A 23560-nucleotide genomic window follows, 5' to 3' on the forward strand; every position below is an offset into this window, starting at 1 on the left:
ACAGCGGCGACTACGGTGACAGCGGCGACTACGGTGACAGCGGCGACTACGGTGACAGCGGCGACTACGGTGACAGCGGCGACTACGGTGACAGCGGCGACTACGGTGACAGCGGCGACTACGGTGATACTGCTGACTACAGTGGTGGGTGATAACGCTTTAAACAATGATTGCCGTGTGGTAATCTAAAAGATATTTTTTTAAAAACCCCTTAATAAAAATTTCTCATCAGAGGTAATTGAATTATGAAAATACTGGTTGCTGTAAACGAGACAAAGGGCTCTAAGAATGCAGTTGCAAAGTTTGTTGAGATGTTTTCGGTTTGCCGTCCTGAATTGATAGTGCTTCTGTATGTAGAAAAGTTTGACGCCAGTTTCTTAATGGATGAAATGCTCGGTGAGTCAGAAATAAAGGCTTTGGAGGAGGCGATACAGGGTACGGAATATAAGGAAATGCTGGACAAGAAGGCCCAGACGATTCTCAATTATTACAAGAAGCTCCTTGAGGATAATGGGTTAGGCAGTGTAAAGACCGTGACCAAGGAGGGCCATCCTGCAGAAGAGATTCTCGCCGCTGTAGAAGAGGAAGGCGTGGACATGATAGTTATCGGATCGAGAGGTAAAAGGTTCGAGCCCTTGCTCATGGGAAGCATCAGCAGGGAAGTGCTCGAAAAGGCAGACATGCCTGTTTTGGTCATAAAAGGCCAGAAGTTTTAATGTTGAATGTGTTTTCGATGATTAGCATTCTGTTAAAGCAGGATGTTATAATGAAACATGGGTAGCATCATAAAGAATTTTAGAGAATCATCATTCAAATGTTCCCTGAAGAAAGTAAAAAAAGATAAGTTGCCACTCATAGTTTATAAACGTAATATCAGAGGGACTACATTTTGTAGTCCCTCTGATTTCCAGATGTCTTATTCAAAACCTTTAAATCCTGAATCAAATAATAATAAAAGTGAGGTGCTCGATACTTGGATATTAACAGTAAACAGAACGGTATAGTAATTCTTGGTGGAGGTCTTGCAGGGCTTTCAGCAGGATATGTTTTGTCCAGGGAGGGGAAAAAGGTGTTGGTAGCAGAGGGGGATTCTACAGTTGGTGGACTATCAAAGACATACAAGCATAATGGGTTTATGTTTGACCTTGGAGGACACAGATTCATAACTCACAACAGGTCGTTGGAACGTTTCGTTAATGAACTCCTGAAAGGTGAATTTCTTAAGGTAATGAGAACCAGTCAGATATATATGTTCGGCAGGTATTTCGATTATCCGTTGAAGCCCGTAAATGCCATGTTCGGTCTTGGTATTTTGACCAGCCTGCAGATACTCCTGGACTACTGGAAGGAGAAGATCAAAAATGTACTAAAGCCGCCCGAGATAATCTCTCTTGAAGACTGGGTAGTGAGTCAGTTTGGCCGCAAGATGTTTGACCTGTATTTCAAAGAGTACAGTGAAAAGGTCTGGGGGATTGATTGCAAAAGCATAAGTCAGGAATGGGTCTCTGAAAGAATAAAAGGTCTTTCTCTTTGGGAGGCCATAAAGAATGGTTTTACCAAGGTCAGTGGAAAAAGTATAAAAACTCTCGCGGATGAGTTTATCTATCCCCCATATGGAATCGGTCAGCTTTCTGATAACTTGAAAGAAGGCATAGAGGAAGCAGGTAGTTCCGTATTGACTGAAACAAGGGTAATCAAGGTTAATCATGAAAACTTTAATGTAAGCAGCATAACGGTTGATAACAACGGAAAACAGTATGATATTGAGGGCAAGGAATTTATTTCGAGTGTTCCGCTGACACACCTTGCGAAGATGCTTCATCCTGCTGCTCCAGCCGATATAATGGAAGCTGCCTCTAAATTAAGATACAGGGATATTGTAATTGTGACGGTAATGCTCGACCGTGAAAAGGTGACCGACCTGACATGGTTATATTTTCCCGAGAAAGACATGCCCCTGGGAAGGATACATGAACCAAGGAACTGGAGTCCCTATATGGCCCCGGAAGGGAAGACACATGTAGTGGCAGAGTTTTTCTGCTTTAAGGGTGATAAGATATGGAACTCAAGTGATGAGGAGCTTACAGCCATTACAGTAGAGAATCTTGAGAAGCTGGGCTTTATTAATAAAAACGAGGTCATAGACAGTTCTGTGGTGAGGGCGGCAAAGGCATATCCACTTATGGAAGTCGGATACAGGGAGCCTTACGAGAAGATCCTGCAATATCTGAAGAACTTCAAGAACCTTCGTCCTATCGGCAGAGGCGGTCTGTTCAAGTACTATAATATGGACCGTGCCATAGAGTCGGGGATTGAGGTAGCTGAAGAAATATTAGGCAAGAAGGTGTTAGAGTGAAAAAAAAGGTGTGTAATAACGGTGAATTGATATGAAGTGTTTTCTTGTAGTACCGGCATGGTTGCCTGAGGACATATTTTCAGCAAAGACGGCGGGATCCCAGATTAACTACTGGCAGCCCCTGGGCCTGCTCTATATTGCTGCATCTGTGAGGCAGGCAGGACATGAGGTGAGGTTTCTCAACGGCGCTTTTATGCGCAATGCAGAGATAATGAAGGAAATCGAAAAAGAGAGACCGGATATTGTGGGGCTCTATTCAACTACATTTGGATGGAAGAAGGCAAAGGAAGCAGCCAGGGCCATAAAGGAGATAGATAAAAATATATTTGTCTGCGTTGGTGGCCCTTATCCGATTGCAATGCAGGAAAAATGCCTTGAGGATTGCGATTGGCTTGATGCAGTGGTGACGGGTGAGGGTGAGCATACCCTGGTAGAGATGATGGAGAGATTATCTGAGGGTAAGGGAATGGAAGGGGTTCTTGGTGTGGTGTACCGTGAGGGTGGGGAGATAAGGAAGAACCCGCTGAGACCCCTTCTCGAGGACCTTGACAGCCTTCCCTTTCCTGCAAGAGACCTCTTGGGCGAGGGAGCAATCAAATACGTTCCACCCCCGGCTACATACAAGAGGAAGCCTGTGGCGGTAATGATAACTTCCAGGGGGTGTAACCGTAAGTGCCTCTTCTGTTTTCAGATAGACAAGACCCGCAAGAGTGGAGTCAGATACCGCAGTGTAGAGAATGTGATGGAGGAAATAGAATTGTGTCTGAAGCAGGGGTACCGCGAGATAAAATTCATAGATGATACCCTTGCAGCAAATTACGACAGGGCAATGCAGATAGCAAAGGAGATCAAGGCGCGTAAACTTGATTTTACATGGTTTGCCTCTGCATGTGTCAGCCAGGTGGACAGACCGCTTCTTGAGGCTTTTAAGGAGGCAGGGTGCTGGTCCATTCTGTTTGGGGCGGAGAGCGGGGTGCAGAAGAATCTTAATGCCATCAAAAAGGGGATTACTCTTGAACAGACGCGTAAGGCAGTCAAGACAGCCAAGGAGGTTGGATTAAAGGTACTTACTCCTTTCCTTTTCGGCATACCGGGGCAGACGTACGAGGACGGGCTCAAGACCATAGAATTTGCCTGTGAAATAGACCCTGATGTGGCCAATTTTCACGCGCTCACACCTTTTCCGGGCTCCGAGCTTTACGACAATATAGAGAAGTACGGGACAATGTCGACAGACTCCAGTGACTTTACTTATCAGGGTGCGGCATTCGTTCCCTATACCATGACCAGGGATGAGATATGGAAGCTGCGGCAGTTGGCTTTCAAAAAATTCTATTCGAGGCCGAAGTATATTTGGGGACGGATACTGCGGATGAGGACAATGGATGATCTGAAGGCCGCTCTCCAGGGAGCAAAGAGTCTCTTCTGGCTGTGGGTAAAAGGAGATATATTCCGCAAGGATAAGGGTGTTTCGTAAGGGGTTTTTAATCCGGGAGGGAAGAGAAAACCGGATTAAAAAGAGGGGGTACTGCAGGAGTCCCGGAGTTTCAGGGGCAGGCGACAAAAACCATTTGGTTTAGGTTATAATTGTCCGGCATACAGTTAAGGTATCCTCGTAAGGCATGAACAATTCAAGCAGTATTTATGAAGGGGAGGTGATAGAAGGCAGCAGATACAGCGGATGTGGAGTGAGTGGCTCAACCTCGTACCATAAATTTTAAACGAAAAGGAGGCAAAGGGGAGAATGAGTTTTCTAAAACGTAAAAAAAGTCTTTCGATATCCCTGGTATCGGTTCTTATGATACTGACGGTTTCTTTGTTTTTGTTCAGCTGTGCAAAAGATTATGATACTTCTGAAGAAATAGCCGCAGCACGGGTGAAATATACGGATACTGTCATGATAAGTCCACTTACACTCAAAAACTGGCTGGATAATGGTTATCCCGGTGATATCTACGGTAACAACAAGGTGGTTGTGCTCTTTGTAGGCACACAGGACCAGTACGATGCCGGCCACATACCCGGTTCTCAGTTGGTCGGTTATGGTGACATCAAGGCTGACAGGTCTGATGGGGTAAGTATGACAATCGATATGGTTGCCACAAAGGCCCAGATGGATGGGGTTATACAGAAGACAGGTATAGACGGAGGCACGCTGATCGTCTTAACCGGTCCGAGTGGTAACTTTTCATTCATGAATACTTCAAGGGCATACTATAATTTCCGTTATTGGGGATTTCCGAGGAGCAAGCTGAGGGTACTGGACGGGTTTGTTGATACCACATGGGCGGATGCCGGTTATCGCCTTGAGTTTGAAACCCCCACAGCGCCGGAAGCTTCCACCTACAGTGTCTGCTACCTGAAGCAGTACCCCGACAGGTTCAGGGCACCACTTGAGGATATGATAAATGTGGCTAAAGACACTGATGATAAGACAGTGGTGATAGATACAAGGAGCAACGCTGAATATAGCGGTAATACAAACTCAACTCCTGGCTCTGCTGGTGCCAGCTCTGGAGAGTATGTTGCCTTTGAAGGACATATAAGAGGTGCAGAATGGATGGAATATACTAACCTTTTGGATAGTGACGGAAAGCTTCTGTCTGGTACGGACCTGGAGGCTGCAATGGATGCCATTGGTGTGAACGGAACCACAACAGCTTATCCTTACTGCCGTACAAGCTGGAGGGCTGCGATTACATTCCTGGCGCTCGACGGTGTGCTGAACTATCCTGTGAAACTCTACGACGGTGCATGGATAGAGTGGGGGCAGATGACTGCACAGTACGGAGCCCTTGATGCAGGCTCTTCATGGATAACAGACAAGGAATTGAAAGATATATCAGATGCTGTAGTTGTTGACAATACCGATTCCGGCTTTTCCGTAGTTGGTACCTGGAGCACCTCAACAAGCGCCGGCAATGGTGATTATTACGGTTCAAACTTCAGGTATATCGAAGCGGGGACTGGCGCCAATTCAGCCACATGGACTCCTGCTTTGTCCTCGGCTGGAGATTATGATGTTTATGTCTGGCATACTGCAAAGCCCGTTTATGAAACGGATGCCAAGTTTACTGTTACTCACAGCGGTACAACTGATACGGTGACACCAGATGTTAATTTAACTCAGAACGGTGGAATGTGGTACAAGCTGGGGACATATACCTTTGACGCAGGCGGTTCAGAGGATGTGACTGTGACCGATGAAGCAACTGCAGGTACTTATATTCCTGCTGATGCCGTTGCATTCGTGCCTGCAGGGACTACTTCATGGTTGTCCGAGGCTGTTACATATAACGCAAATGTTGAGTCAATTCTGGCCAATTCCTTTATCCCTAATGCAGACAATGTCAACAGGACGGATGAGGAGATATGTGCTGTTGAGGGTCCTGGCGGCGGTGGTGCCGGAGGCGGCGGTGATTCAGGCGGATATTAAGCAGGCAGTGGAACTTAAAAGTCATAACAATCAGGTAATAAGGAGGAGTTACTCATGAGAGATATAAGGAAGAAACTTGGGCTCTTCTCGGTTTTGGCCCTGGTCTTTGTCTTTGTGCTCGGCATGGCTGTGGATTCAGCCCAGGCCGGTGTGAAGATAAAGGGTAAGAGGGGATTATCGCTCAGGATCAGTTATTTTTCGCAGTTTTACGGTGTATGGCGCGATACAGGTTCAGGCCCTGACGGCACTGACGATACAGTTGACTTCTACTTTAAAAGGAACAGGTTCAATTTCTCCGGTCAGCTGAACAGGAACGTAGGGTTTGTAATACAGATTGAGCATAAAGGCCCCAGGTTGATCAATGACCTGAATGTTGCTGATGCACCGTCAACCAGGCTTGATATGCTCGATGCCTTTATGAAGTTCAAGATAGCAAAGTCCCTCAGGTTGAGGGTAGGTTTGACCAAGGATCCCCTTACAAGGGAGAACAACGAGGGTTGTTTTGATCCGCTCAGTATTGACCGCTCCCTCTTTATCTACAACCCCTTTGCAGCATCAAGGGACGTGGGTATAGTTGCTTGGGGAAATTTTGTCAATAAGAGACTTCAGTACAGGATAGGTATCATGGAGGGCAGGGAGGATATAAATACACCTAAAAGCTCCCTGCGTTACACTGGCAGACTCCACCTGTCCCTTTTAAAACCCGAGGCATCAATTGTTTACTTCGGCACCTACCGCGGTATGAAAAAAGTGCTGACCATAGGTGGTGGTATGCAATATGAGCCGGATGTCATTTATGGCAATCTTGGTGCAAAGACCGACGCCAAGGATAACGTAACATGGACAGTGGACGGTTTCTTTGAGTATCCCACGCCTGTCGGCGCATTTACCCTTTCAGGTGCATATCTCGATGTCAGTTTCGATGATGCATACAAGGGTTTTGACCCGGATCCGAAGGCTACGGGAATGTACGGAGAGAGAAATGGGTACTATGTAAAGGCAGGCTATCTCCTTCCCATGAAGATATGGATAGGAAGGGTGCAGTTCTACGGCCGGTATGAAAACTGGAAGTATGCGAAGCTTAATGAGCAGGAAGACCAGGATTTAACGTGGATAGCACCTGGTATCAATTATTACATAAAAGGTCAGAAGTTAAGGCTCAGTGCTGAATACGCCATGACTGATTTTGAAAAGGAAGGCACTGTAAGGAACGTCAAGACCGAAGATTTCAATACCCTGAGAGTAATGCTCCAGCTCCTGCTGTAAAGGAACAGGAAGTCCAACAATCAGGTACTGCTTTTCAAAAGGCGGCACATTCAACTGAATGTGCCGCCTTTTTTATGGGTCCGCTTTTGGACTGAAGAGTATGTATCTGAGTTGAATCTTTTACACGGTGGCTTCTGAAATTATATAATCCATATATGAAGAAGACAGGTGTTATTCTGCTTAACCTTGGCGGGCCCGACAGTCCGGGGGCTGTCAGACCCTTCCTTTACAATCTCTTTTCAGACAGGGATATTATTCCACTTGGCCCGGCCTTTATGCAGAAACCCCTTGCGTGGCTCATATCCGGACTCAGGGCAAAAAGGACGAAAGAGGCATATGCGCAGATAGGTGGTGCATCTTCTATTCTGAGAATTACCGGGCAGCAGGCTGATACACTACGGGAGGCGCTCAGGGGTGAGGGGGATTTCAGCGTATACGTTGGTATGCGATACTGGCATCCCTTTATTGAAGATTCAGTCAGGCAGGCCTGCAAAGACGGTATCAGGCGACTCATCGGCCTCAGTCTCTACCCCCATTACTCAAGGGCAACCACCGGCTCTACAAGAGAGCAATTTGGCAGGGCGGCCGGAAAGTTCGGATTAGAATCCACGTTCATAAGCTCATGGTATGACCATCCACTTTACATTGACGCTCTGGTGGAGACTATAAGGATGGAACTGAAGGGGCATGAGACGGACGGAGTGCACTTGCTTTTCAGCGCTCACAGCCTGCCGGTGAGTTTTATTGAGGAGGGAGATCCGTATGTAAATGAGATTAAAGGGACTGTGAAGGCTGTTATCAGGAGACTGAGGACCGGGATGCCGGTTGTCCCACCGTATCACATCAGTTATCAGAGTAAAAGCGGACCCGTTAAATGGCTGGAACCGTCAACTGATGAGGTTATTGTTGAGCTTGCTGGGAAGGGCGTCAGGAGGATAGTGGTTGTGCCCGTTAGTTTCGTCTCGGACCACATGGAGACACTCTACGAGATAGATATCCTTTACAGGGGCTTGGCGGAAAAACACGGGATGGAGCTTGGGAGGGTGGAGTCGTTAAATACCCGTCCGCTATTCATATCAACGCTGAAAGACCTTGTGCACAGGGCATCAGAGGGTTTTCAATGAAACGTAACAGGCTTGTAATTATCGGCCTTGGCCGTATAGGCCGGGAGCTGCTGAAAAAACTTCCAAGAGACTTTGAAATAACATGTATTGACTTGAATCCCGACCTTCAGGAGAGGGCAAGGAAACTAAGGGGAGATGAAGTCAGGTTTATAGCCGGAGATGCCACCAGCAGACTGGTCCTTGAGGATGCAGGTGTGGAAGATGCTGATGTAGTGATAATTACCACTACTACTGAAAAGGTTAATGTAGAGGTTGCCCGTCTCCTGAAAGAGCATTTCAGTACAAAGAGGGTCATCTCGGTTGGTGTAACACAGGAGAATATCGAGGCACTTGAGGGGCTTGGAGTGGAGGTGGAGAACATCTATACTGCCAGCGCTACCGGGATACGGAACAGGATTGAACGGAAATCAAGGGCAGCTCATGCCATCGGCCTTGGCAAAAACGAAATACTGGAGGTTGAGGTCCATCCGAACTCCAGGCTTGCCAACAAGCCCATTGGTGCACTTGCACCTATCAGATGGCGCATAGGGATTATATACAGGGATGGAAATATTATTATGCCAAGGAAAGACAGGGTGCTGAAACCCAGGGACAAGGTGATCATACTCGGAGACCCGGCAGTCTTAAAGACCGTTTCTGAAATACTTACCTTTAGTTTCCAGCGTTTTCCCCTTGAATATGGTTCTACCGCCGTTGCCTATCTGAGCGGAAAGGAGGATGAGGGATTTTTCAATGAGCTTGAATATCTCTTTTCCGTCTTCCCTCTGGATAAAATAATCTTTATCTATACAAAAAAGGCAGCGGCGAGGTCCGGGAAGTTTAGGGAGTTTATCAGTGGAAAGAGTTTTAAAAACATTGAGGAGAGGGAGACGGTTCTCTCTACGTACAATGCAATACAGGGTGTGATATCGGAAGAAAGGGGTGAGTACGGGCTCATTGTGTTGTCAAAGGATCTGCTTGTTTCTCCGGATTTCAGAAAAAGGCGCCTTCTGAACAGCCTTGCCTCAATTGCTGTCTGCCCGATCCTTCTTTCAGCCGGTACATTTCCATATGAGAAGGTTGTTGTTCCCTGTGTTGAGGGGATAGATGTTCAGCGTGTAATGGATACTGCTTTTGAGATATCCTCGTCCTTGAACAATGAGATAACAGCACTGCTTGTTGAGCCGTCAGGTTATATATCTACCGAGGAAGAGGTTAAGGATTTTGAGGAGATGAAGAAGAATATCTCTGATATGGCCCTTGTATACAAGTCGAGTGTTAAAGCTCCTGTTCTTAAAGGGAACCCTGTCAAGGCGGTAGCCGGGGTTTTGAAGGATTATGACCTCCTGATTGTTGACACCGGAGGCTGGAAGACCCGGCGATGGTTTTCATTAATGCTGAACCCGGATGTGGTATGGCATATCGTTAACAGGTCCCCGATCTCCACACTGCTGATCCCGCCGGTAGAGGAGTCTTTGTAAACTATGGGTGAACAACTCCTTATAATGTTTGTGGTTATTGGCGGCGCAGCCGTTATACCCTTTTTTGCCAGAAAGTTTATGCTGCCCTCTGCAGCACTGGAGATAATCTATGGCATTGTCCTCTTCAGCGTTTTTTTATCCGGGAAACCCGAGTGGTTTTCCCTGCTGAAGGATATAGGGTTTATATATCTGATGTTTATTGCCGGGATGGAGCTTGATATAAGAGGTCTTATGAGGCAGGGAAGGTTCTTCTGGTATGTCCTCATCTCGGCCCTCTCCCTGCTCTTAACCCCGCTTGTATTTATTCAGATGGGTTACTCTTTTTATATCGGAATAGCCGTCTCTGTAGTATCTGCAGGGATTATCATACCCGTGCTTAAGGAGTCGGGGATGATAAGGACGGATATTGGTCAGGATGTCATAGGGGTGGCCCTTACGGGAGAGCTACTGTCCATAGTGGTACTGACGGGTATTGATATATATCACCGTCTGGGTCTGACGGTTATGGCAGGAGTGGAGGGGCTTAAGCTTCTGTTACTTCTGGGTGTGGCAGCAGTTTTTCTCAGAATACTTTATGTTATTGCCTGGTGGCATCCCGAGAGGATTGAGAATGTGATGGAGAGCAATGACCCTGTTGAAGAAGGTATAAGGGCGGTTATCTCCATAGCCTTTGCCGGTGCACTTATCGCCTATGGTTCAGGTGTTGAGCCGATACTCGGCTCTTTTATGGCAGGCCTCATTTTTAGCTATGTCTTTAAGAGCAAGGGACGATTCGAGGACAAGATAAATGCCGTGGGTTTCGGTTTTTTTACTCCGTTTTTCTTTATCGGTGTCGGTGCTGACTTTGATCCGGGATTGCTGAAATCCCTTCAGGGTATCTCTTTTTCGCTGTTCCTGACGTTGATGGTCTTTGTGAGCAACGCCTTTCCACTGTTTCTTGCACGTTTCATGGGACTGGGCAGTCTTGAGGCCCTGGGTATGTCCTTAATCCTTTCCGCTCCGCTTTCAATGATTGTTGTGGCAGGCACTCTCGGTGTTAGGATGGGGCTGCTGACGCCCGAGATGAACGGCTCCCTTATCCTTACAGCCATAATCTCGAGTATAATCTACCCCTCACTTTTCAGGGCAGTGAGCAGGAGGATGAGTCCTTCCCCTAAACCCCTTCAACCGATGTGATAAGTTTTGCAGTTTCTTCCTCTATATTGTCGGATGACAGGATGGCAGAGATGAGTGCTACTCCCCGTGCACCTGATTTAATCACATCCGGTACCCTCTCAATCTTTATTCCCCCAAGTCCAAAAACAGGAATAGAGACCCTTTCAGTCACTTCCTTCAGCTTTTCGATACCCACAGGCGGGCCATATTTTTTCTTTGAAGGTGTCGCATATACAGGGCCAAAGGTTATAAAATCAGCCCCGTCCCTTTCAGCATCGATGGCCTCTTCAAGTGTGTGAGTGGATACGCCAATGAGCATTTTTCCTCCGGTGATTTTCCGGACAGCCCGTGGGGGGAAGCTCGTCCCTGCAAGGTGAACCCCGTCTGCCTCAACCGACAGTGCTACATCCAGCCTGTCATTGACAAAGAGCCTCGCTCCATAACGGGAAGTGATCTCCCGAAGTTTACATGCCATCACATACAGTCGTCTCACGGAAAAGTCCTTTTCCCTTAACTGAAGGGCCTTTACTCCCCCTTTAAGTGCATCTTCGATCCCCTCATAAAAAGGCGTCTTCATCTGCCTTCCGTCCGTTATAAGGTAGAGACTGAAATCAACCTTCATTGTACTAAACAAGGGTTTCAATCCACAGAAAGAATATGTTTTCAAGAAAGAAGGTCACCCCTGTCAGTATCCAGAGAACCCTCGCAATGTTTTTTGGTTTTACCTTCATGAGATGCAATACGATTGATATAAGTATGAACCATCCCGTGGATATCCACTTCAGGTTCCACGGTGAGACCCAGAGTACAAGTAGTGATATAAATGTTCCCAGTCCTAAAAAGGGTCCCCAGAGATAGAAGGGGCTGCTCCTGTCTGTCAGTCTTCCCGCCCTGAGTGCACCTATCATGTAGACCTGCCACCAGCCCCCCATAAACATAAACATCACCCCGTAGCGGTCAAGGCGGGCAAGCGTTGTTTCCCTCAGAGGGAAGGCCCTGGTTTCAATTGCCCATATAGTAAAGAAAAAGATAGCAGGGACAAGGGCGGTGAAAAGAAATCCGCAGAAATCAAGAACATAGGAGCCAAGAGGCGCCTCATGCCGTTCTCTTCTTTCATTTCTTGCACTTATAAAAAACTCCATTCCCAGGAACACCGGCACTATAAGGTATGCCAGCTCCTGATATCTGTAAGCCTCCATTCTTGTGTTCCTCCAGTTTTTTTTGATATAGTATTCCCGATTGGTTTTAAATTCTATATTAACATGTTAAGTCTTAACATGTTAATTCTACATGCTTTCCCTTTCGTTTTGGGGCATCCGTCCATTGACTTTTTAACTATAATTTAAGTAACATATTGAATAACCTTATGAAATATAAAAATATTTTCATAATCGTATCCTTACTGTACATTTTTGCGTGTGCAGCTCCGCTATTTGCCCAGGAGTTCCAAACCATTCCGATATCCCCTGCGCCTCAGTCATCACAACAATCATCGACAATTGAGAAAAAACAACCTCCTCAGCAGTCCCTGCAGTCGTCGCAGTCGTCCGAACAGGGGGAACTGGGCTTGGAGACTGTGCTCCCTGTAGAAGAACCTTCAGAGAAGCCTTCAGAGTTTGAGGAGTATATTTCAGGAAAGGTTTCCCTGACGGTTTCGACCAATCTCAAGCAGTTTGGTTACGACCTTTTCAGGAGACCCCCATCAACATTTGCTCCTGTCGGGAACGTGCCTGTTGGTCCTGGTTATGTTATCGGTCCCGGTGATGAGATAAAGGTGTCTATCTGGGGGATGGTGGAAGGACAGTGGGATCTTGTGGTAGACAGAGATGGGAATATAAGCATTCCCAAAATTGGAACTTTTGGCGTTTCAGGTCTAAAATTCAGTGAATTAAGAAGGCTTTTACATAAGCAGTTTTCCAAATACTATACAGGGTTTGAGATGAATGTGAGCATGGGTTCACTGAGAACCATCAGGGTGTACGTAGTCGGTAATGCCCGGAGTCCAGGCGCATATACGCTATCTTCGCTTTCCACTCTCATAAATGCACTGTTTGAGGCCGGCGGGCCCAGCAAAACAGGGACAATGAGGGATATACAGGTAAAGCGAAACGGTAAGACCGTAGTCCATTTGGATATGTATGATTTCCTGTTGAAGGGCGACAAAACAAGGGACATAAGGTTAATGCCGGAGGACGTGATATTCATACAACCGGTTGGACCCCTTGTTGCCATTGCAGGTAGTGTTAACAATCCTGCCATATACGAGCTGAAAGGTAAGACCACCATCGCTCAGTTGATAGATATGGCGGGAGGATTAAATGACGTTGCCTTTAAAGGCAGGGTGCAAATAGAGCGGATTATTGATAACAGCCGGCAAACAGTGTTTGAATCCGACCTGCAGAAGATACGGGATAAAGATATTGCAGTGCAGGCAGGGGATGTGGTAAAGATATTTCAGGTCGTTAAAGACGAGAGAATAGTGAGGCTTGCCGGTGCGGTACAGAGGGAAGGCGAGTATGGGTTCAGCCCGGCAATGACCGTCAGGGAGCTAATCTCAATGGCGGGAGGGCTTAAGTATTATGCATATGACAAGGAAGCCGAGCTGACAAGGATACATATTACCAGTGAAGGACCAATTACCGAGAAGATACTGATCAACCTTGAGAAGGCCCTGACAGGGGATCCCGACAGCAATATCCCTTTGCAACAGAACGACTATCTGTTTGTCCGCGCCATACCCGAGTGGAGGCTTTACCAGACAGTGGTGATTGAGGGGGAGGTCAGGTTCCCGGGTACATATACCATCAAAAAGGGCGAGAGACTTTCATCCCTGATAGAGAGGGCCGGAGGTTTTACCGGCAAGGCGTTTCTGAAGGGAGCGGTATTTACAAGAAAACGTGTTGAGGCATTACAACAGAAACAGATTGAGGAGATGATAGACAGGCTTGAAAGAGAACTTCTGAGTACGGGGACGGCACGGGTAGCTACAGCAGCTTCTTCAAAAGAGGCGAGATTGATGCAAATGGAGACAGAGCAGAAGAGACAATTTATTGCAAAGCTCAGAACTGTAAGGGCAAAGGGAAGGGTGGCAATCCAGTTGGAGTTGCCGGATAAACTCAGAGGAACACTTTATGATATAGAGCTTGAAGACAGTGATTCAATCTATATTCCTACAGATCCACAGACAGTGCAGGTAATTGGTTCCGTATATAATCAGACGGCTTTTATTTATGAAAATGGAAGGAATGCCAAGTATTATATATCCCTTGCAGGTGGTTATACGGAGAATGCCGATGGTGGAAATGTATATATACTCAAGGCCAATGGCTCTGCAATGAAGGTGAGTAGAGGGTTCCTGGGTCTTTCATGGAACAGTGAATACTCAAGATGGGATGTTGGGGCAGGACAGGTGGAGTCGGGTGACACAATAGTTGTGCCTGAGAAGCTTGAGAGAATAGCATGGATGCGCAATATTAAGGATATTACCCAGATTCTGTACCAGATTGCCGTAACCTCTGGAGTACTGATTGCAACATTTTAAGTGCCTGCCGGTATTTTCCCGGACTTTATATTTTGGAGGCTTGAAGAATGAGACATTATGATTCGGTAAAACGTATTCTTGTTACCGGTGGCGCCGGTTTCCTTGGATCACACCTTTGCGAAAGACTTTTGAGCGAGGGTCATGAAGTTATCTGTTTGGACAACTTCTATACGGGTCGCAAGGAAAATATTGCTCATCTTATGAACAACCCTTATTTTGAGACATTGCGTCATGACATATGTTTTCCCCTCTACATCGAGGTGGATCAAATTTACAACCTTGCCTGTCCTGCATCGCCGATACACTACCAGTTTGATCCTGTTCAGACAACAAAAACATCTGTGATCGGCGCTATTAATATGCTTGGCCTTGCAAAGAGGCTCAGGATAAAGATCCTTCAGGCCTCAACCAGTGAAGTATATGGAGACCCTGAAATTCATCCACAGCCCGAGACCTATTGGGGAAATGTAAATCCCATCGGATTCAGGGCCTGTTATGATGAGGGAAAACGATGTGCTGAGACACTCTTTTTTGACTATCACCGCCAGCACAAGCTCAGTATAAAAGTAGCGAGAATATTTAATACCAGCGGGCCGAGGATGCATCCTAATGATGGCCGTGTTGTAAGTAATTTTATAATGCAGGCTTTACGGGGAGAGGACCTGACGGTTTATGGCGACGGAAGTCAGACGAGGAGCTTCTGCTACGTTGATGACCTTGTAGGGGGGTTGATGAAACTCATGAACAGTCCTGACGATTTTACCGGACCTGTAAATCTTGGTAATCCTGCGGAGTTTTCCATACTTGAACTTGCAGAAAAGATAATTAAGCTGACTGGATCAGAGTCAAGGATATGCTTTAAAGAGTTGCCTGCAGATGACCCCAGGCAGAGACAGCCTGATATAAGTCTGGCAAAAGAAAAACTGAATTGGGAGCCCTCTGTCCAGATGGAAGAAGGATTAAAGAGGACTATTAAGTATTTTAAAGATCTCATAGCAGGAGATGTAGAGTGATACTCATAGCGGGTGGTGCCGGGTATATCGGGTCTCATATCAACAAACTTCTGAATGAAAGGGGCTACAAGACCGTGGTATTTGATAGTTTGATCTATGGTCACAGGGAGTTTGTCAAATGGGGAGAGTTTGTCCTGGGAGACCTGTCTGATATCGAACAGATCAGGCTGGCCTTTAAGGAATATCCTGTCAGTGCTGTAATGTATTTTGCAGCATTTGCGTATGTTGGAGAATCAGTTGAAGATCCGCAAAAGTACTACATAAATAATGTAGCCAATACTTTGAATATTTTAAAGGTGATGAAGGAGTTTAATGTAGACTGCTTTATTTTTTCATCAACCTGTGCTACCTATGGCAATCCTGTAGAGGTGCCCATAACTGAAGACCACCCCCAAAATCCCATAAATCCGTACGGACGGAGTAAATTGATGGTTGAAAAGATACTGTCTGATTACAGTAGTGCCTACGGATTGAAAAATGTTGCCCTGAGATACTTTAATGCCGCCGGAGCTGATCCTGAGCAGGAGATTGGCGAATGGCATGACCCTGAAACCCATTTGATCCCGCTGGTTCTGGATGCAGCTATTGGCCGAAGGGAGAATATAAAGGTTTTTGGAACGGATTATGCTACGCCTGATAAGACATGTATAAGAGATTACATACATGTCACCGACCTGGCAGATGCACATATATTGGCATTGGAGTACCTGTTAAACGGAGGAAAGAGCGATGTTTTTAACCTTGGAAATGGTAGCGGGTTTTCAGTAAAAGATGTAATAGAGACTGCAAGAGAGGTAACCGGAAGAGAGATTGTGGATATTGCTTCACCGAGAAGGGCTGGGGACCCTGCAGTGCTTGTAGGCAGCGCCCGAAAAACCAACGAGGTTTTAGGATGGCAACCAAAATACTCTGAATTGCGAAAAATAATAGAGACTGCCTGGGATTGGCACCAGAAACTCAATAGAGGATTTCATGAAAGAAAGGACAAATAGATAAAATGTATCTGATAGTGGGGTCGGGGCTGGCGGGTTGCGTACTGGCTGAAAGGATCGCTAATGTTCTAAAAAAAGAGGTCCTGGTTGTTGAAAGAAGAGACCATATAGCCGGTAATATCTATGATTTTAAAGACAGCGAAGGGATATATATACATAAATATGGCCCGCATGCTTTTCATACTGCTGATAAAAAGGTCTGGGACTATCTGAGTCAATTCACGGAGTGGTATCCGTATTTTCATAAAGTCAGGGCAATAGTTGACGGTCTTGAAATACCGTTGCCTTTTAACCTGAATGCCCTTTATAAAGCCTTTCCGCCTGGACTGGCTTCTAAATTAGAGAATAAACTGATTGATACCTTTGGTTACAATGTGAAAATTCCGATTCTTAAATTAAAGGAATTCGATGATAAGGAGTTGCAGTTCCTTTCAAATTATATTTATGAGAAAGTCTTTCTCGGATACACTTTAAAGCAGTGGGGCTTAACACCTGAAAATCTTTATCCATCTGTTACTGCAAGAGTGCCTGTTTATATCAGCAGGGATGACAGGTATTTTCAGGATAAATATCAGGGAATACCTGAAAGTGGGTATACAAGCGTGATAGAAAAGATGCTGGACAACTCCCGTATAAGGGTGGAACTGAATACGGATTTCAGGGAAGTTAAAGATTCTGTAAAATTTGAGAAGCTTGTATACACCGGCTGCATTGATGAGTTTTTCGACTTCAGGTTTGGAGAACTTTCATACAGGAGTCTGGATTTTAACTTTAAATCATATGATAAGGAGTTCTTTCAGTCAGTAGCACAAATAAATTATCCCGAAAATTATGATTATACGAGAATTACAGAATATAAACATTTCCTGAATACGGAAAGCAAAAAAACAACAGTTGCATATGAGTATCCTCAGGAATACAAGACCGGTGACAATGACCCGTACTATCCCGTTCCAAATGATGAAAATAGTAATATTTACATGAAATACAAGGAAGAAGCTGAAAAACTAAAGGATGTGACCTTCATTGGACGGCTGGCAGAATATAAATATTATAACATGGACCAGATAATTTCAAGAGCCTTGAAGACATTTGAGGAGTCTTTTTATGAATGAAACGGAGTTGCCATTATTAACGGTCAATATTCTTGCATATAACAGGAAAGATGATCTAAGGACAACATTGCAGGAGCTTTCAGGTAACATTGATTATCCAAAAGAGAAGATAGAGATTATTGTCAATGACAATGCCTCAGGTGATGGAACCGCTGAGATGGTCAGGGAGGAGTTTCCCGGTGTCAAGCTCATAAAGATACCTGAGAATGTAGGTATTGCAGGCTGGAATTATGGTTTTGTCAATGGGACAGGAAAGTATTTTCTTGTCCTGGACGATGATTCGCACCCTGTTGAAGGGGTGAAGGATGCCGTTGTTTTTCTGGAGGAGAACAAGGATATTGGCATATTGGCGTGTCAGATAATAGGAGGTGCGTTTACAACGGGCAGGCGCACGCATTTGCAGGACTGGATAGGGTTTATAGGGGCCGGGGCAATAATCAGAAGAGAAGTGATAGACAGGGTAGGTGGTTATGCAGACTGGATGTTCCTCTACTCCCATGAATGGGAATATGGACTCAGGGTGCTGGATGCTGGATTCGGGATTAAATACTTTGAAAAATGTGTTGTCAATCACCGTGCTTCAACAATGCACAGGAGTTTTAAGAGATTAAGAACTTTTACTACGAGGAATGAATTGGCTATAGTCTACCTGTATTTTCCCTGGAAAAAAATACCTTCATTGTTTCTCCGAACCTTATACTGGAATATGCGGACATTCAGAAAGGACGGGATTGCCAATATCTGGTATGCTGCAAATGGATCCCTGCTGTTTCTAAAACTCCTGCCCAGGATCAGGAACAGGAGGAAGGTTGTAAATGAAAAAATACAGGAAGTTTACATTGCAAGTTTCTGGTCCACGCAGCCTGTCTTTCAGAGTCTGCAAAAAAAGGTAAAATCTCTTATCAGGGGTGCTAAATAGAGTCTGTGTATAAATATAAGAATTGAGCCGTTATTCCCGCGGTTTGTTGAGCGGGAATCCAGTCTTTTCAGTGAGAAAGTTTGACTTTTCCGTGTAAAAACTATTATTATTTTTTATGACAAGCAAATACATTTTAATGGCTTTTTGTTTATTTTGCAGACCTGTAAGTGCAGTTCCTCTTTCTGCACAGGAGTTTCAGGTTGTATCGAAATTCCCCGAATTCAGTTACCACAACAACTATCAATCAGCATAAGCGGATTCCGTTGCAGTTTCCAAAATAGTTGTAGTTTCCGTAATAAAGGAGAGAAGGATTGGAGAAACAGCAAACTGAACCAAAAGATGATAGTATCAGCCTTCTTGACCTTCTTCTTGTTCCCCTAAAGCGGAAAAAGATAATTCTTGTTGTTACGCTTGCCGTTGCTGCAATTACTGCTGCAATAAGCCTGAGTATGCCCGAGAGGTATATGGCTAAAACGAGGATATTACGGCCTCAGCAAGAGAGTTCTGCCGTGGTATCAAAGGTTCTGAGCCAGTTTGGGAGTGCTGCCGGAACGGCAGCCGGATTATTCGGACTTAACAGTCCAAATGCACTTTATATTGCGTTGCTCACGAGCAGGCCTGTTATGGAGGCTGTTGTAGAGCGATTTGATCTGGTACGGTTATATGGAACTGAAACAGCTGTGGCTGCAAGCGAACAACTGTCTACAAATGTAAAAGTCAGATCCAGTAGTTGGAGTGGGATCATAACCATTTCAGTCTACGATGGAGTGCCTCAATTGGCTGCCGACATAGCAAATGCCCTTGTTGAAGAACTTAAGAACCTGACAAGGAGGCTTGCAATTACCGAGGCAGCACAACGCCGGGTTTTCTTTGGAGAGCGTCTTAGGGAGACGAAAGAACTGCTAATAAACGCTGAACAGGATATGGCAAGTTTTAAGGCAAAGACCGGAGCCTTAAAGCTTGATGCCCAGGCAAAGGCTGTTATATCAGCTATTTCAGGCATGAGGGCAAAGATTGCGGAAAAAGAGGTGCAACTCAGTGTTATGAAAACTTACTCTGCTCCTGACAACCCTGATCTTCAGAGGCTTGAAGCAGCGTTGCAGGCCTTGCGATCAGAATTAAAGAAACTTGAGACAGGGAAGGGAAAAGGATATGACCATCTGATGTCTACTGAAGGAATGCCGGAAGTGAGTATTGAGTATATAAGAAAGCTCCGGAATCTTAACTTTGCCGAAGAGTTATATAACCTCTTCCTGAAGCAGTATGAAGCAGCAAGACTTGATGAAGGAAGGGATCCGGTGATGATTCAGGTATTAGAGAAGGCAATCCCTCCGGAGAAACGGGTTGAACCTAAAAGAAGGCGCATGGTTATTCTTGCTGCTTTGGCAGGATTCCTGTTCTCCATTTTCCTGACGTTTCTCATGGAGTATATAGAGAAAGTTTCAAAAGACCCTGTACATAGAGTCAAGCTTGAAAGGTTAAAGAAAGCTTTATCGATAAAGTCCGGCAAGTGAAGGATACATTATGCTGAAACAGTTACTTCCTAAAGTCGCAATTCTTGTTGTCAACTGGAATAAAAAGACAGATGTTCTTAACCTGCTCAGTTCATTGCGGAGCTTTGACTGCGACCAATGCAAAACACTTGTTGTGGATAATGCCTCTACGGATGGTTCAGTAGAAGCTGTAAGAGAGGGGTATCCGGAAGTAACAGTAGTGCAAAACAAGGAAAACCTTGGTGGTACCGGCGGCTTTAATACCGGGCTTCGTTATATCCTGCAGGGGGATATGGGAGAGTTTGATTATATCTGGCTGCTTGATAACGATACCCAGGTCGAGCCCTCAACATTGAGAGAACTTCTTAAGGTTGCAGAGTCGGATTCCAAGATAGGGATTGCCGGCTCCAAGATAATGAATCCGGAGAGGCCCGGCTTTATTGTAGAGCTTGGTGCAAATATAGACTGGAAGCGAGGGATTTACAGGCCGTTGATGAAAAATATTCCTGACAGGAATGACTTGAAGGATTACTATGATGTTGGTTACGTTTCTGTCTGTTCAGCCCTGGTGAGAGTTGAAGCGGTCAGAAACATAGGGCTTATGGATAGCCGATACTTTATTATATGTGACGATATGGACTGGGGAATTACATTTAAACGCCACGGATATCGGGTTGTGGCCGTGAATCGATCGATTACTTTTCACCCGGCATACAGCGAAAAAGAAGGGTGGTCCCCTTCCAGTGCATATTATAAATTCAGAAACTTGTTGCTCATGTTCAGCAAGCATGCACAGAAATCCAACCGGATTCTATCATTATTTCATTGTATGCGAAGACCCATAAAGAAAGCTTGTTTTTTCTGGATTACCGGAAACCCCGAAATAGCAAAGGTTTATACATTACCTCTTATCGATTTTTTCCGTAACAAGTGGGGACGATATGATTATCAAATTGAACTGCCCCAGGATACCAGACGTTATATTCAAGATGTCTCAAACTATAAACGCTTTATAATAATACCGCCGGGCAACAGGGCATTAACTGAAAAGATAATTCAAAAAATTCGACATGAGGTGGAGAATCCCCATATCTGTTTGCTGATTGCAAAGGAGCGTATGTATCTGTTTTCAGACGTTGACGTGGAGGAGATCAAAGTTCTTGATGCGAGTAAAAAATTCGGATATTTCAGGACGTTAATTAGCCTTATAAGAGAAAAGTTTGACTTTGCGGTTACTTCTCCTGGGGGAGGAACGGGAACTTTTGGTAATGTAAACTATGCAGTAAAAAACGTCTATGCATTTGATGAAGACAGGAAGCTTTTTTTTGAATCGCGTATCCAGTCATGGAAACTTTTTTTATTGACCATTCTTGGTAATATAACTTCATTAATTGTATTTCCACTTGTCTTGATAGTCAGCCTCCGTTACAGGGTTAAGATTGTTAAGAACATATAATCTGGGTCAACCTCTTTATGATATTGTAAGATTAAAGCAGGGAGATTGAATCCTTACCGCTATAGGGACAAAGTTTTTTTATAAGAGGGAAAATACAGGGGTGACTGAATGAAAGTTGATTTTCTTATTGCCGGTGCTGGCTTTGCTGGTTGTACCTTAGCTGAAAGAATTGCCACACAATTTGATAAGAAAGTATTGCTGGTAGAAACTCGGAACCATATCGGCGGCAATACCTATGATTATTATAATGAAGACGGTCTTCTTATTCAGAAGTACGGCCCGCATATTTTTCATACTAATCTAAAAGACGTTTGGGATTATCTTTGCCGGTTTACTGAGTGGAATGGATATATTCACAGGGTAATCGCTGTGGTAAGGGGAAAGGAAGTTTATTTGCCCATTAATCTTGATACCATGGAGCGCCTTTATGACCGTAAGTTTACATCTGAAGAACTTGAGGAGTATTTTGAGCAACATAGGGTGAAACTCGATAAGATCAGAAATTCAAGGGATGTGGTTGTTTCACAAGTCGGGGAAGAGTTATATGACCTGTTCTTCAAAAACTATACAAAAAAGCAGTGGGGCATTTATCCTGATGAGCTCGACCCGGAAGTAACGAAACGGCTTCCTGTAAGGTTTAACCGGGACACCAGATATTTTACAGATGCGTATCAGGGCATACCAAAACATGGTTTCACAAGAATGTTTGAGAGGATGATAGATAATAAAAACATTCATCTGCTGCTGAAGACAGACTATAGGGAAATCATTGACTCGGTTGAGTATAACAAGCTTATTTACACAGGGCCCATTGATTATTACTTTGATTACATGTTTGGCAAATTACCATACAGGAGCCTTGACTTTAAATTTGAGACACTTGATATGGAGAAATATCAGAATGCAGGTGTTGTAAATTATCCCAATGATTATAATTATACAAGGATAACCGAATTTAAGCACTTTTATCTTCAACAGCACCAGAAGACGACAATTTGTTATGAGTATCCCCTGGCTGAAGGAGATCCATATTATCCCATTCCTAAACCCGAGTGCCGGGAGATTTATCAGAAGTACAGGAAGGAGGCCGATAAGTTAAGGTCAGTCTATTTTATAGGAAGACTTGCCCAGTATAAATATTTAAATATGGATCAGGTAGTTGCCGGGGCTTTAAAATTATTTGAGGAGTTAATTTAGAATAAAAGACAGATGACTGATAGAAAGAGAGAGAAGGTTGCAGCAGTTATTGTAACTTATAACAGGAAGAAACCATTGGATGAATGTCTCCATGCCGTGTTGAGGCAGTCATATCCTGTAGAAGCCGTATACATTATAGACAATGCATCCACAGACGGCACTCCTGAGTATCTGAGGGAGAAATGCTTTATTGAGAAAGCGTTGTCTCCTGAGGGTGCACCTGAGGAGGAGGTGAAGACACTTCCGTTGCCGCCCTTTCCGGATAAGACTGTCGAGATTCATTATGTCAGGATGCACGAAAATACAGGAGGTGCAGGCGGTTTTTATGAGGGCATTAAGAGGTGCTACGAGTCCGGGGTTGACTGGGTGTGGTTGATGGATGATGATGGTATTCCTGCAGAAGACCAGTTGGCAGAATTGCTGGATAAATCACTGAGGAACGATCTGCTTATGGCTGGTCCTATTGTAATAGATAAGAACCATGAGCAGACCCTGTCTTTCAGGCAAGGAGACATGGACGGTCTTGAGAATAGTGTTGATGCCCTTAAAGAATATGCAGTAAATGGAATTATATATAACTGTATGTTTCCTTTTAACGGGACCTTAATCTCGACAGGAGTGATCGAGAAGATTGGAAACATCAAAAAAGAGATGTTTATCTGGGGTGATGAAAAAGAGTATGTGATGAGGGCTGAATCAAATAATATAAGGATGGGAACCGTCATTACCGCTTTACATCGGCATCCTGCACGGATAGCGAACAGGGCAGAAGTATTGTTTGGTTTTTTGGGCAAAGTCAGTGTTAGAACAGATCCCAAGGCCCACATTTATTATAGAAATCTGGGGTATCAGCATAAAAAGTATTTCACTGTAAAAAAAAAGTTGAAGATTTTAATAAAATATACACTCTATTTTCTCATAAATTCAAGACTTAACATTAAAGGGCTTATAAAGTTTTACAGGTACTATTTTGACGGAGCAACTGACAGATTCCTTTTGCCCCCAAAGCGCAAGCAACCCTGAATTACGTCACAATG

19 protein-coding genes are annotated in these 23560 nt (G+C 44.7%); 17 read left to right on the top strand and 2 right to left on the bottom strand.

From position 1 onward, the window contains the following. Positions 1-245 precede the first annotated feature (245 nt). The 8 genes from VST71_08070 (at position 246) to VST71_08105 (ending at position 10818) form a co-directional block, all read left to right on the top strand. A complete protein-coding gene (locus VST71_08070; GenBank protein ID MEC4685672.1) occupies positions 246-716 on the top strand; it encodes a universal stress protein in 471 nt (156 codons plus the stop codon). A 257-nt stretch (positions 717-973) separates the two neighbouring features. Next, positions 974-2356, top strand: a complete 1383-nt coding sequence (locus VST71_08075) for an FAD-dependent oxidoreductase (GenBank protein MEC4685673.1) — start codon at positions 974-976, stop codon at positions 2354-2356. Positions 2357-2387: 31 nt separating this feature from the next. Further along, positions 2388-3833 (top strand): radical SAM protein, encoded by a 1446-nt coding sequence (locus VST71_08080; GenBank protein MEC4685674.1) that lies wholly within the window; start codon positions 2388-2390, stop codon positions 3831-3833. Positions 3834-4100: 267 nt separating this feature from the next. Continuing rightward, positions 4101-5792, top strand: coding sequence for a selenite/tellurite reduction operon rhodanese-like protein ExtH (extH, locus tag VST71_08085; GenBank protein ID MEC4685675.1), 1692 nt, complete (start codon positions 4101-4103; stop codon positions 5790-5792). A gap of 54 nt (positions 5793-5846) precedes the next feature. Beyond that, on the top strand, positions 5847-7058 hold the full coding sequence (extI, locus tag VST71_08090; protein MEC4685676.1) for a selenite/tellurite reduction operon porin ExtI: 1212 nt from the start codon (positions 5847-5849) through the stop codon (positions 7056-7058). A 155-nt stretch (positions 7059-7213) separates the two neighbouring features. Next, positions 7214-8182, top strand: a complete 969-nt coding sequence (gene hemH / locus VST71_08095) for a ferrochelatase (GenBank protein ID MEC4685677.1) — start codon at positions 7214-7216, stop codon at positions 8180-8182. Continuing rightward, positions 8179-9642: a TrkA family potassium uptake protein gene (locus VST71_08100; GenBank protein MEC4685678.1), complete on the top strand. Its 1464-nt coding sequence runs from the start codon at positions 8179-8181 to the stop codon at positions 9640-9642. Before hemH ends, VST71_08100 begins: the two co-directional genes overlap by 4 nt. A 3-nt stretch (positions 9643-9645) precedes the next feature. Next, positions 9646-10818, top strand: coding sequence for a cation:proton antiporter (locus VST71_08105; GenBank protein ID MEC4685679.1), 1173 nt, complete (start codon positions 9646-9648; stop codon positions 10816-10818). Here the strand turns inward: VST71_08105 and thiE are convergent. Further along, positions 10796-11431: a thiamine phosphate synthase gene (gene thiE, locus VST71_08110; protein ID MEC4685680.1), complete on the bottom strand. Its 636-nt coding sequence runs from the start codon at positions 11429-11431 to the stop codon at positions 10796-10798. The genes VST71_08105 and thiE overlap by 23 nt on opposite strands. Beyond that, positions 11424-11996, bottom strand: a complete 573-nt coding sequence (locus VST71_08115) for a hypothetical protein (GenBank protein ID MEC4685681.1) — start codon at positions 11994-11996, stop codon at positions 11424-11426. The genes thiE and VST71_08115 overlap by 8 nt, the downstream gene beginning before the upstream one ends. 377 nt (positions 11997-12373) lie before the next feature. Between VST71_08115 and VST71_08120 the strand changes: the two genes are divergently transcribed. The 9 genes from VST71_08120 (at position 12374) to VST71_08160 (ending at position 23546) form a co-directional block, all read left to right on the top strand. After that, positions 12374-14338 (top strand): SLBB domain-containing protein, encoded by a 1965-nt coding sequence (locus tag VST71_08120; GenBank protein MEC4685682.1) that lies wholly within the window; start codon positions 12374-12376, stop codon positions 14336-14338. Between the two features lie 47 nt (positions 14339-14385). Then, positions 14386-15351 carry a UDP-glucuronic acid decarboxylase family protein gene (locus tag VST71_08125; GenBank protein MEC4685683.1) on the top strand — a complete coding sequence of 322 codons (966 nt, stop codon included), beginning with the start codon at positions 14386-14388 and terminating at the stop codon, positions 15349-15351. Then, positions 15348-16343: a UDP-glucose 4-epimerase GalE gene (gene galE / locus VST71_08130; protein MEC4685684.1), complete on the top strand. Its 996-nt coding sequence runs from the start codon at positions 15348-15350 to the stop codon at positions 16341-16343. The genes VST71_08125 and galE overlap by 4 nt, the downstream gene beginning before the upstream one ends. After that, positions 16340-17458 (top strand): UDP-galactopyranose mutase, encoded by a 1119-nt coding sequence (glf, locus tag VST71_08135; protein ID MEC4685685.1) that lies wholly within the window; start codon positions 16340-16342, stop codon positions 17456-17458. Before galE ends, glf (VST71_08135) begins: the two co-directional genes overlap by 4 nt. Beyond that, a complete protein-coding gene (locus VST71_08140; protein ID MEC4685686.1) occupies positions 17451-18377 on the top strand; it encodes a glycosyltransferase in 927 nt (308 codons plus the stop codon). The genes glf (VST71_08135) and VST71_08140 overlap by 8 nt, the downstream gene beginning before the upstream one ends. A 311-nt stretch (positions 18378-18688) precedes the next feature. Continuing rightward, positions 18689-19891: a Wzz/FepE/Etk N-terminal domain-containing protein gene (locus VST71_08145; GenBank protein MEC4685687.1), complete on the top strand. Its 1203-nt coding sequence runs from the start codon at positions 18689-18691 to the stop codon at positions 19889-19891. 10 nt (positions 19892-19901) lie between these two features. Then, positions 19902-21326 (top strand): glycosyltransferase family 2 protein, encoded by a 1425-nt coding sequence (locus VST71_08150; protein MEC4685688.1) that lies wholly within the window; start codon positions 19902-19904, stop codon positions 21324-21326. Positions 21327-21434: 108 nt separating this feature from the next. Beyond that, complete coding sequence (gene glf, locus VST71_08155; GenBank protein ID MEC4685689.1) at positions 21435-22523, top strand: UDP-galactopyranose mutase; 1089 nt, start codon at positions 21435-21437, stop codon at positions 22521-22523. 12 nt (positions 22524-22535) lie between these two features. Then, positions 22536-23546, top strand: coding sequence for a glycosyltransferase family 2 protein (locus VST71_08160; GenBank protein ID MEC4685690.1), 1011 nt, complete (start codon positions 22536-22538; stop codon positions 23544-23546). The last annotated feature ends 14 nt before the right edge of the window (positions 23547-23560 follow it).

It is taken from the genome of Nitrospirota bacterium (assembly GCA_035873375.1).
GTDB lineage: Bacteria > Nitrospirota > Thermodesulfovibrionia > Thermodesulfovibrionales > JdFR-85 > BMS3Bbin07.

Excerpts from the sequence above, each read along its gene's own strand:
- VST71_08105 (MEC4685679.1), top strand. The coding sequence starts at position 9,646 with ATGGGTGAACAACTCCTTATAATGTTTGTGGTTATTGGCGGCGCAGCC.
- VST71_08080 (MEC4685674.1), top strand. The coding sequence starts at position 2,388 with ATGAAGTGTTTTCTTGTAGTACCGGCATGGTTGCCTGAGGACATATTT.
- extI (MEC4685676.1), top strand. The coding sequence starts at position 5,847 with ATGAGAGATATAAGGAAGAAACTTGGGCTCTTCTCGGTTTTGGCCCTG.
- glf (MEC4685689.1), top strand. The coding sequence starts at position 21,435 with ATGAAAGTTGATTTTCTTATTGCCGGTGCTGGCTTTGCTGGTTGTACC.
- VST71_08160 (MEC4685690.1), top strand. The coding sequence starts at position 22,536 with ATGACTGATAGAAAGAGAGAGAAGGTTGCAGCAGTTATTGTAACTTAT.
- VST71_08125 (MEC4685683.1), top strand. The coding sequence starts at position 14,386 with ATGAGACATTATGATTCGGTAAAACGTATTCTTGTTACCGGTGGCGCC.
- VST71_08115 (MEC4685681.1), bottom strand. The coding sequence starts at position 11,996 with ATGGAGGCTTACAGATATCAGGAGCTGGCATACCTTATAGTGCCGGTG.
- VST71_08150 (MEC4685688.1), top strand. The coding sequence starts at position 19,902 with ATGCTGAAACAGTTACTTCCTAAAGTCGCAATTCTTGTTGTCAACTGG.
- hemH (MEC4685677.1), top strand. The coding sequence starts at position 7,214 with ATGAAGAAGACAGGTGTTATTCTGCTTAACCTTGGCGGGCCCGACAGT.
- extH (MEC4685675.1), top strand. The coding sequence starts at position 4,101 with ATGAGTTTTCTAAAACGTAAAAAAAGTCTTTCGATATCCCTGGTATCG.
- VST71_08140 (MEC4685686.1), top strand. The coding sequence starts at position 17,451 with ATGAATGAAACGGAGTTGCCATTATTAACGGTCAATATTCTTGCATAT.
- VST71_08070 (MEC4685672.1), top strand. The coding sequence starts at position 246 with ATGAAAATACTGGTTGCTGTAAACGAGACAAAGGGCTCTAAGAATGCA.
- VST71_08100 (MEC4685678.1), top strand. The coding sequence starts at position 8,179 with ATGAAACGTAACAGGCTTGTAATTATCGGCCTTGGCCGTATAGGCCGG.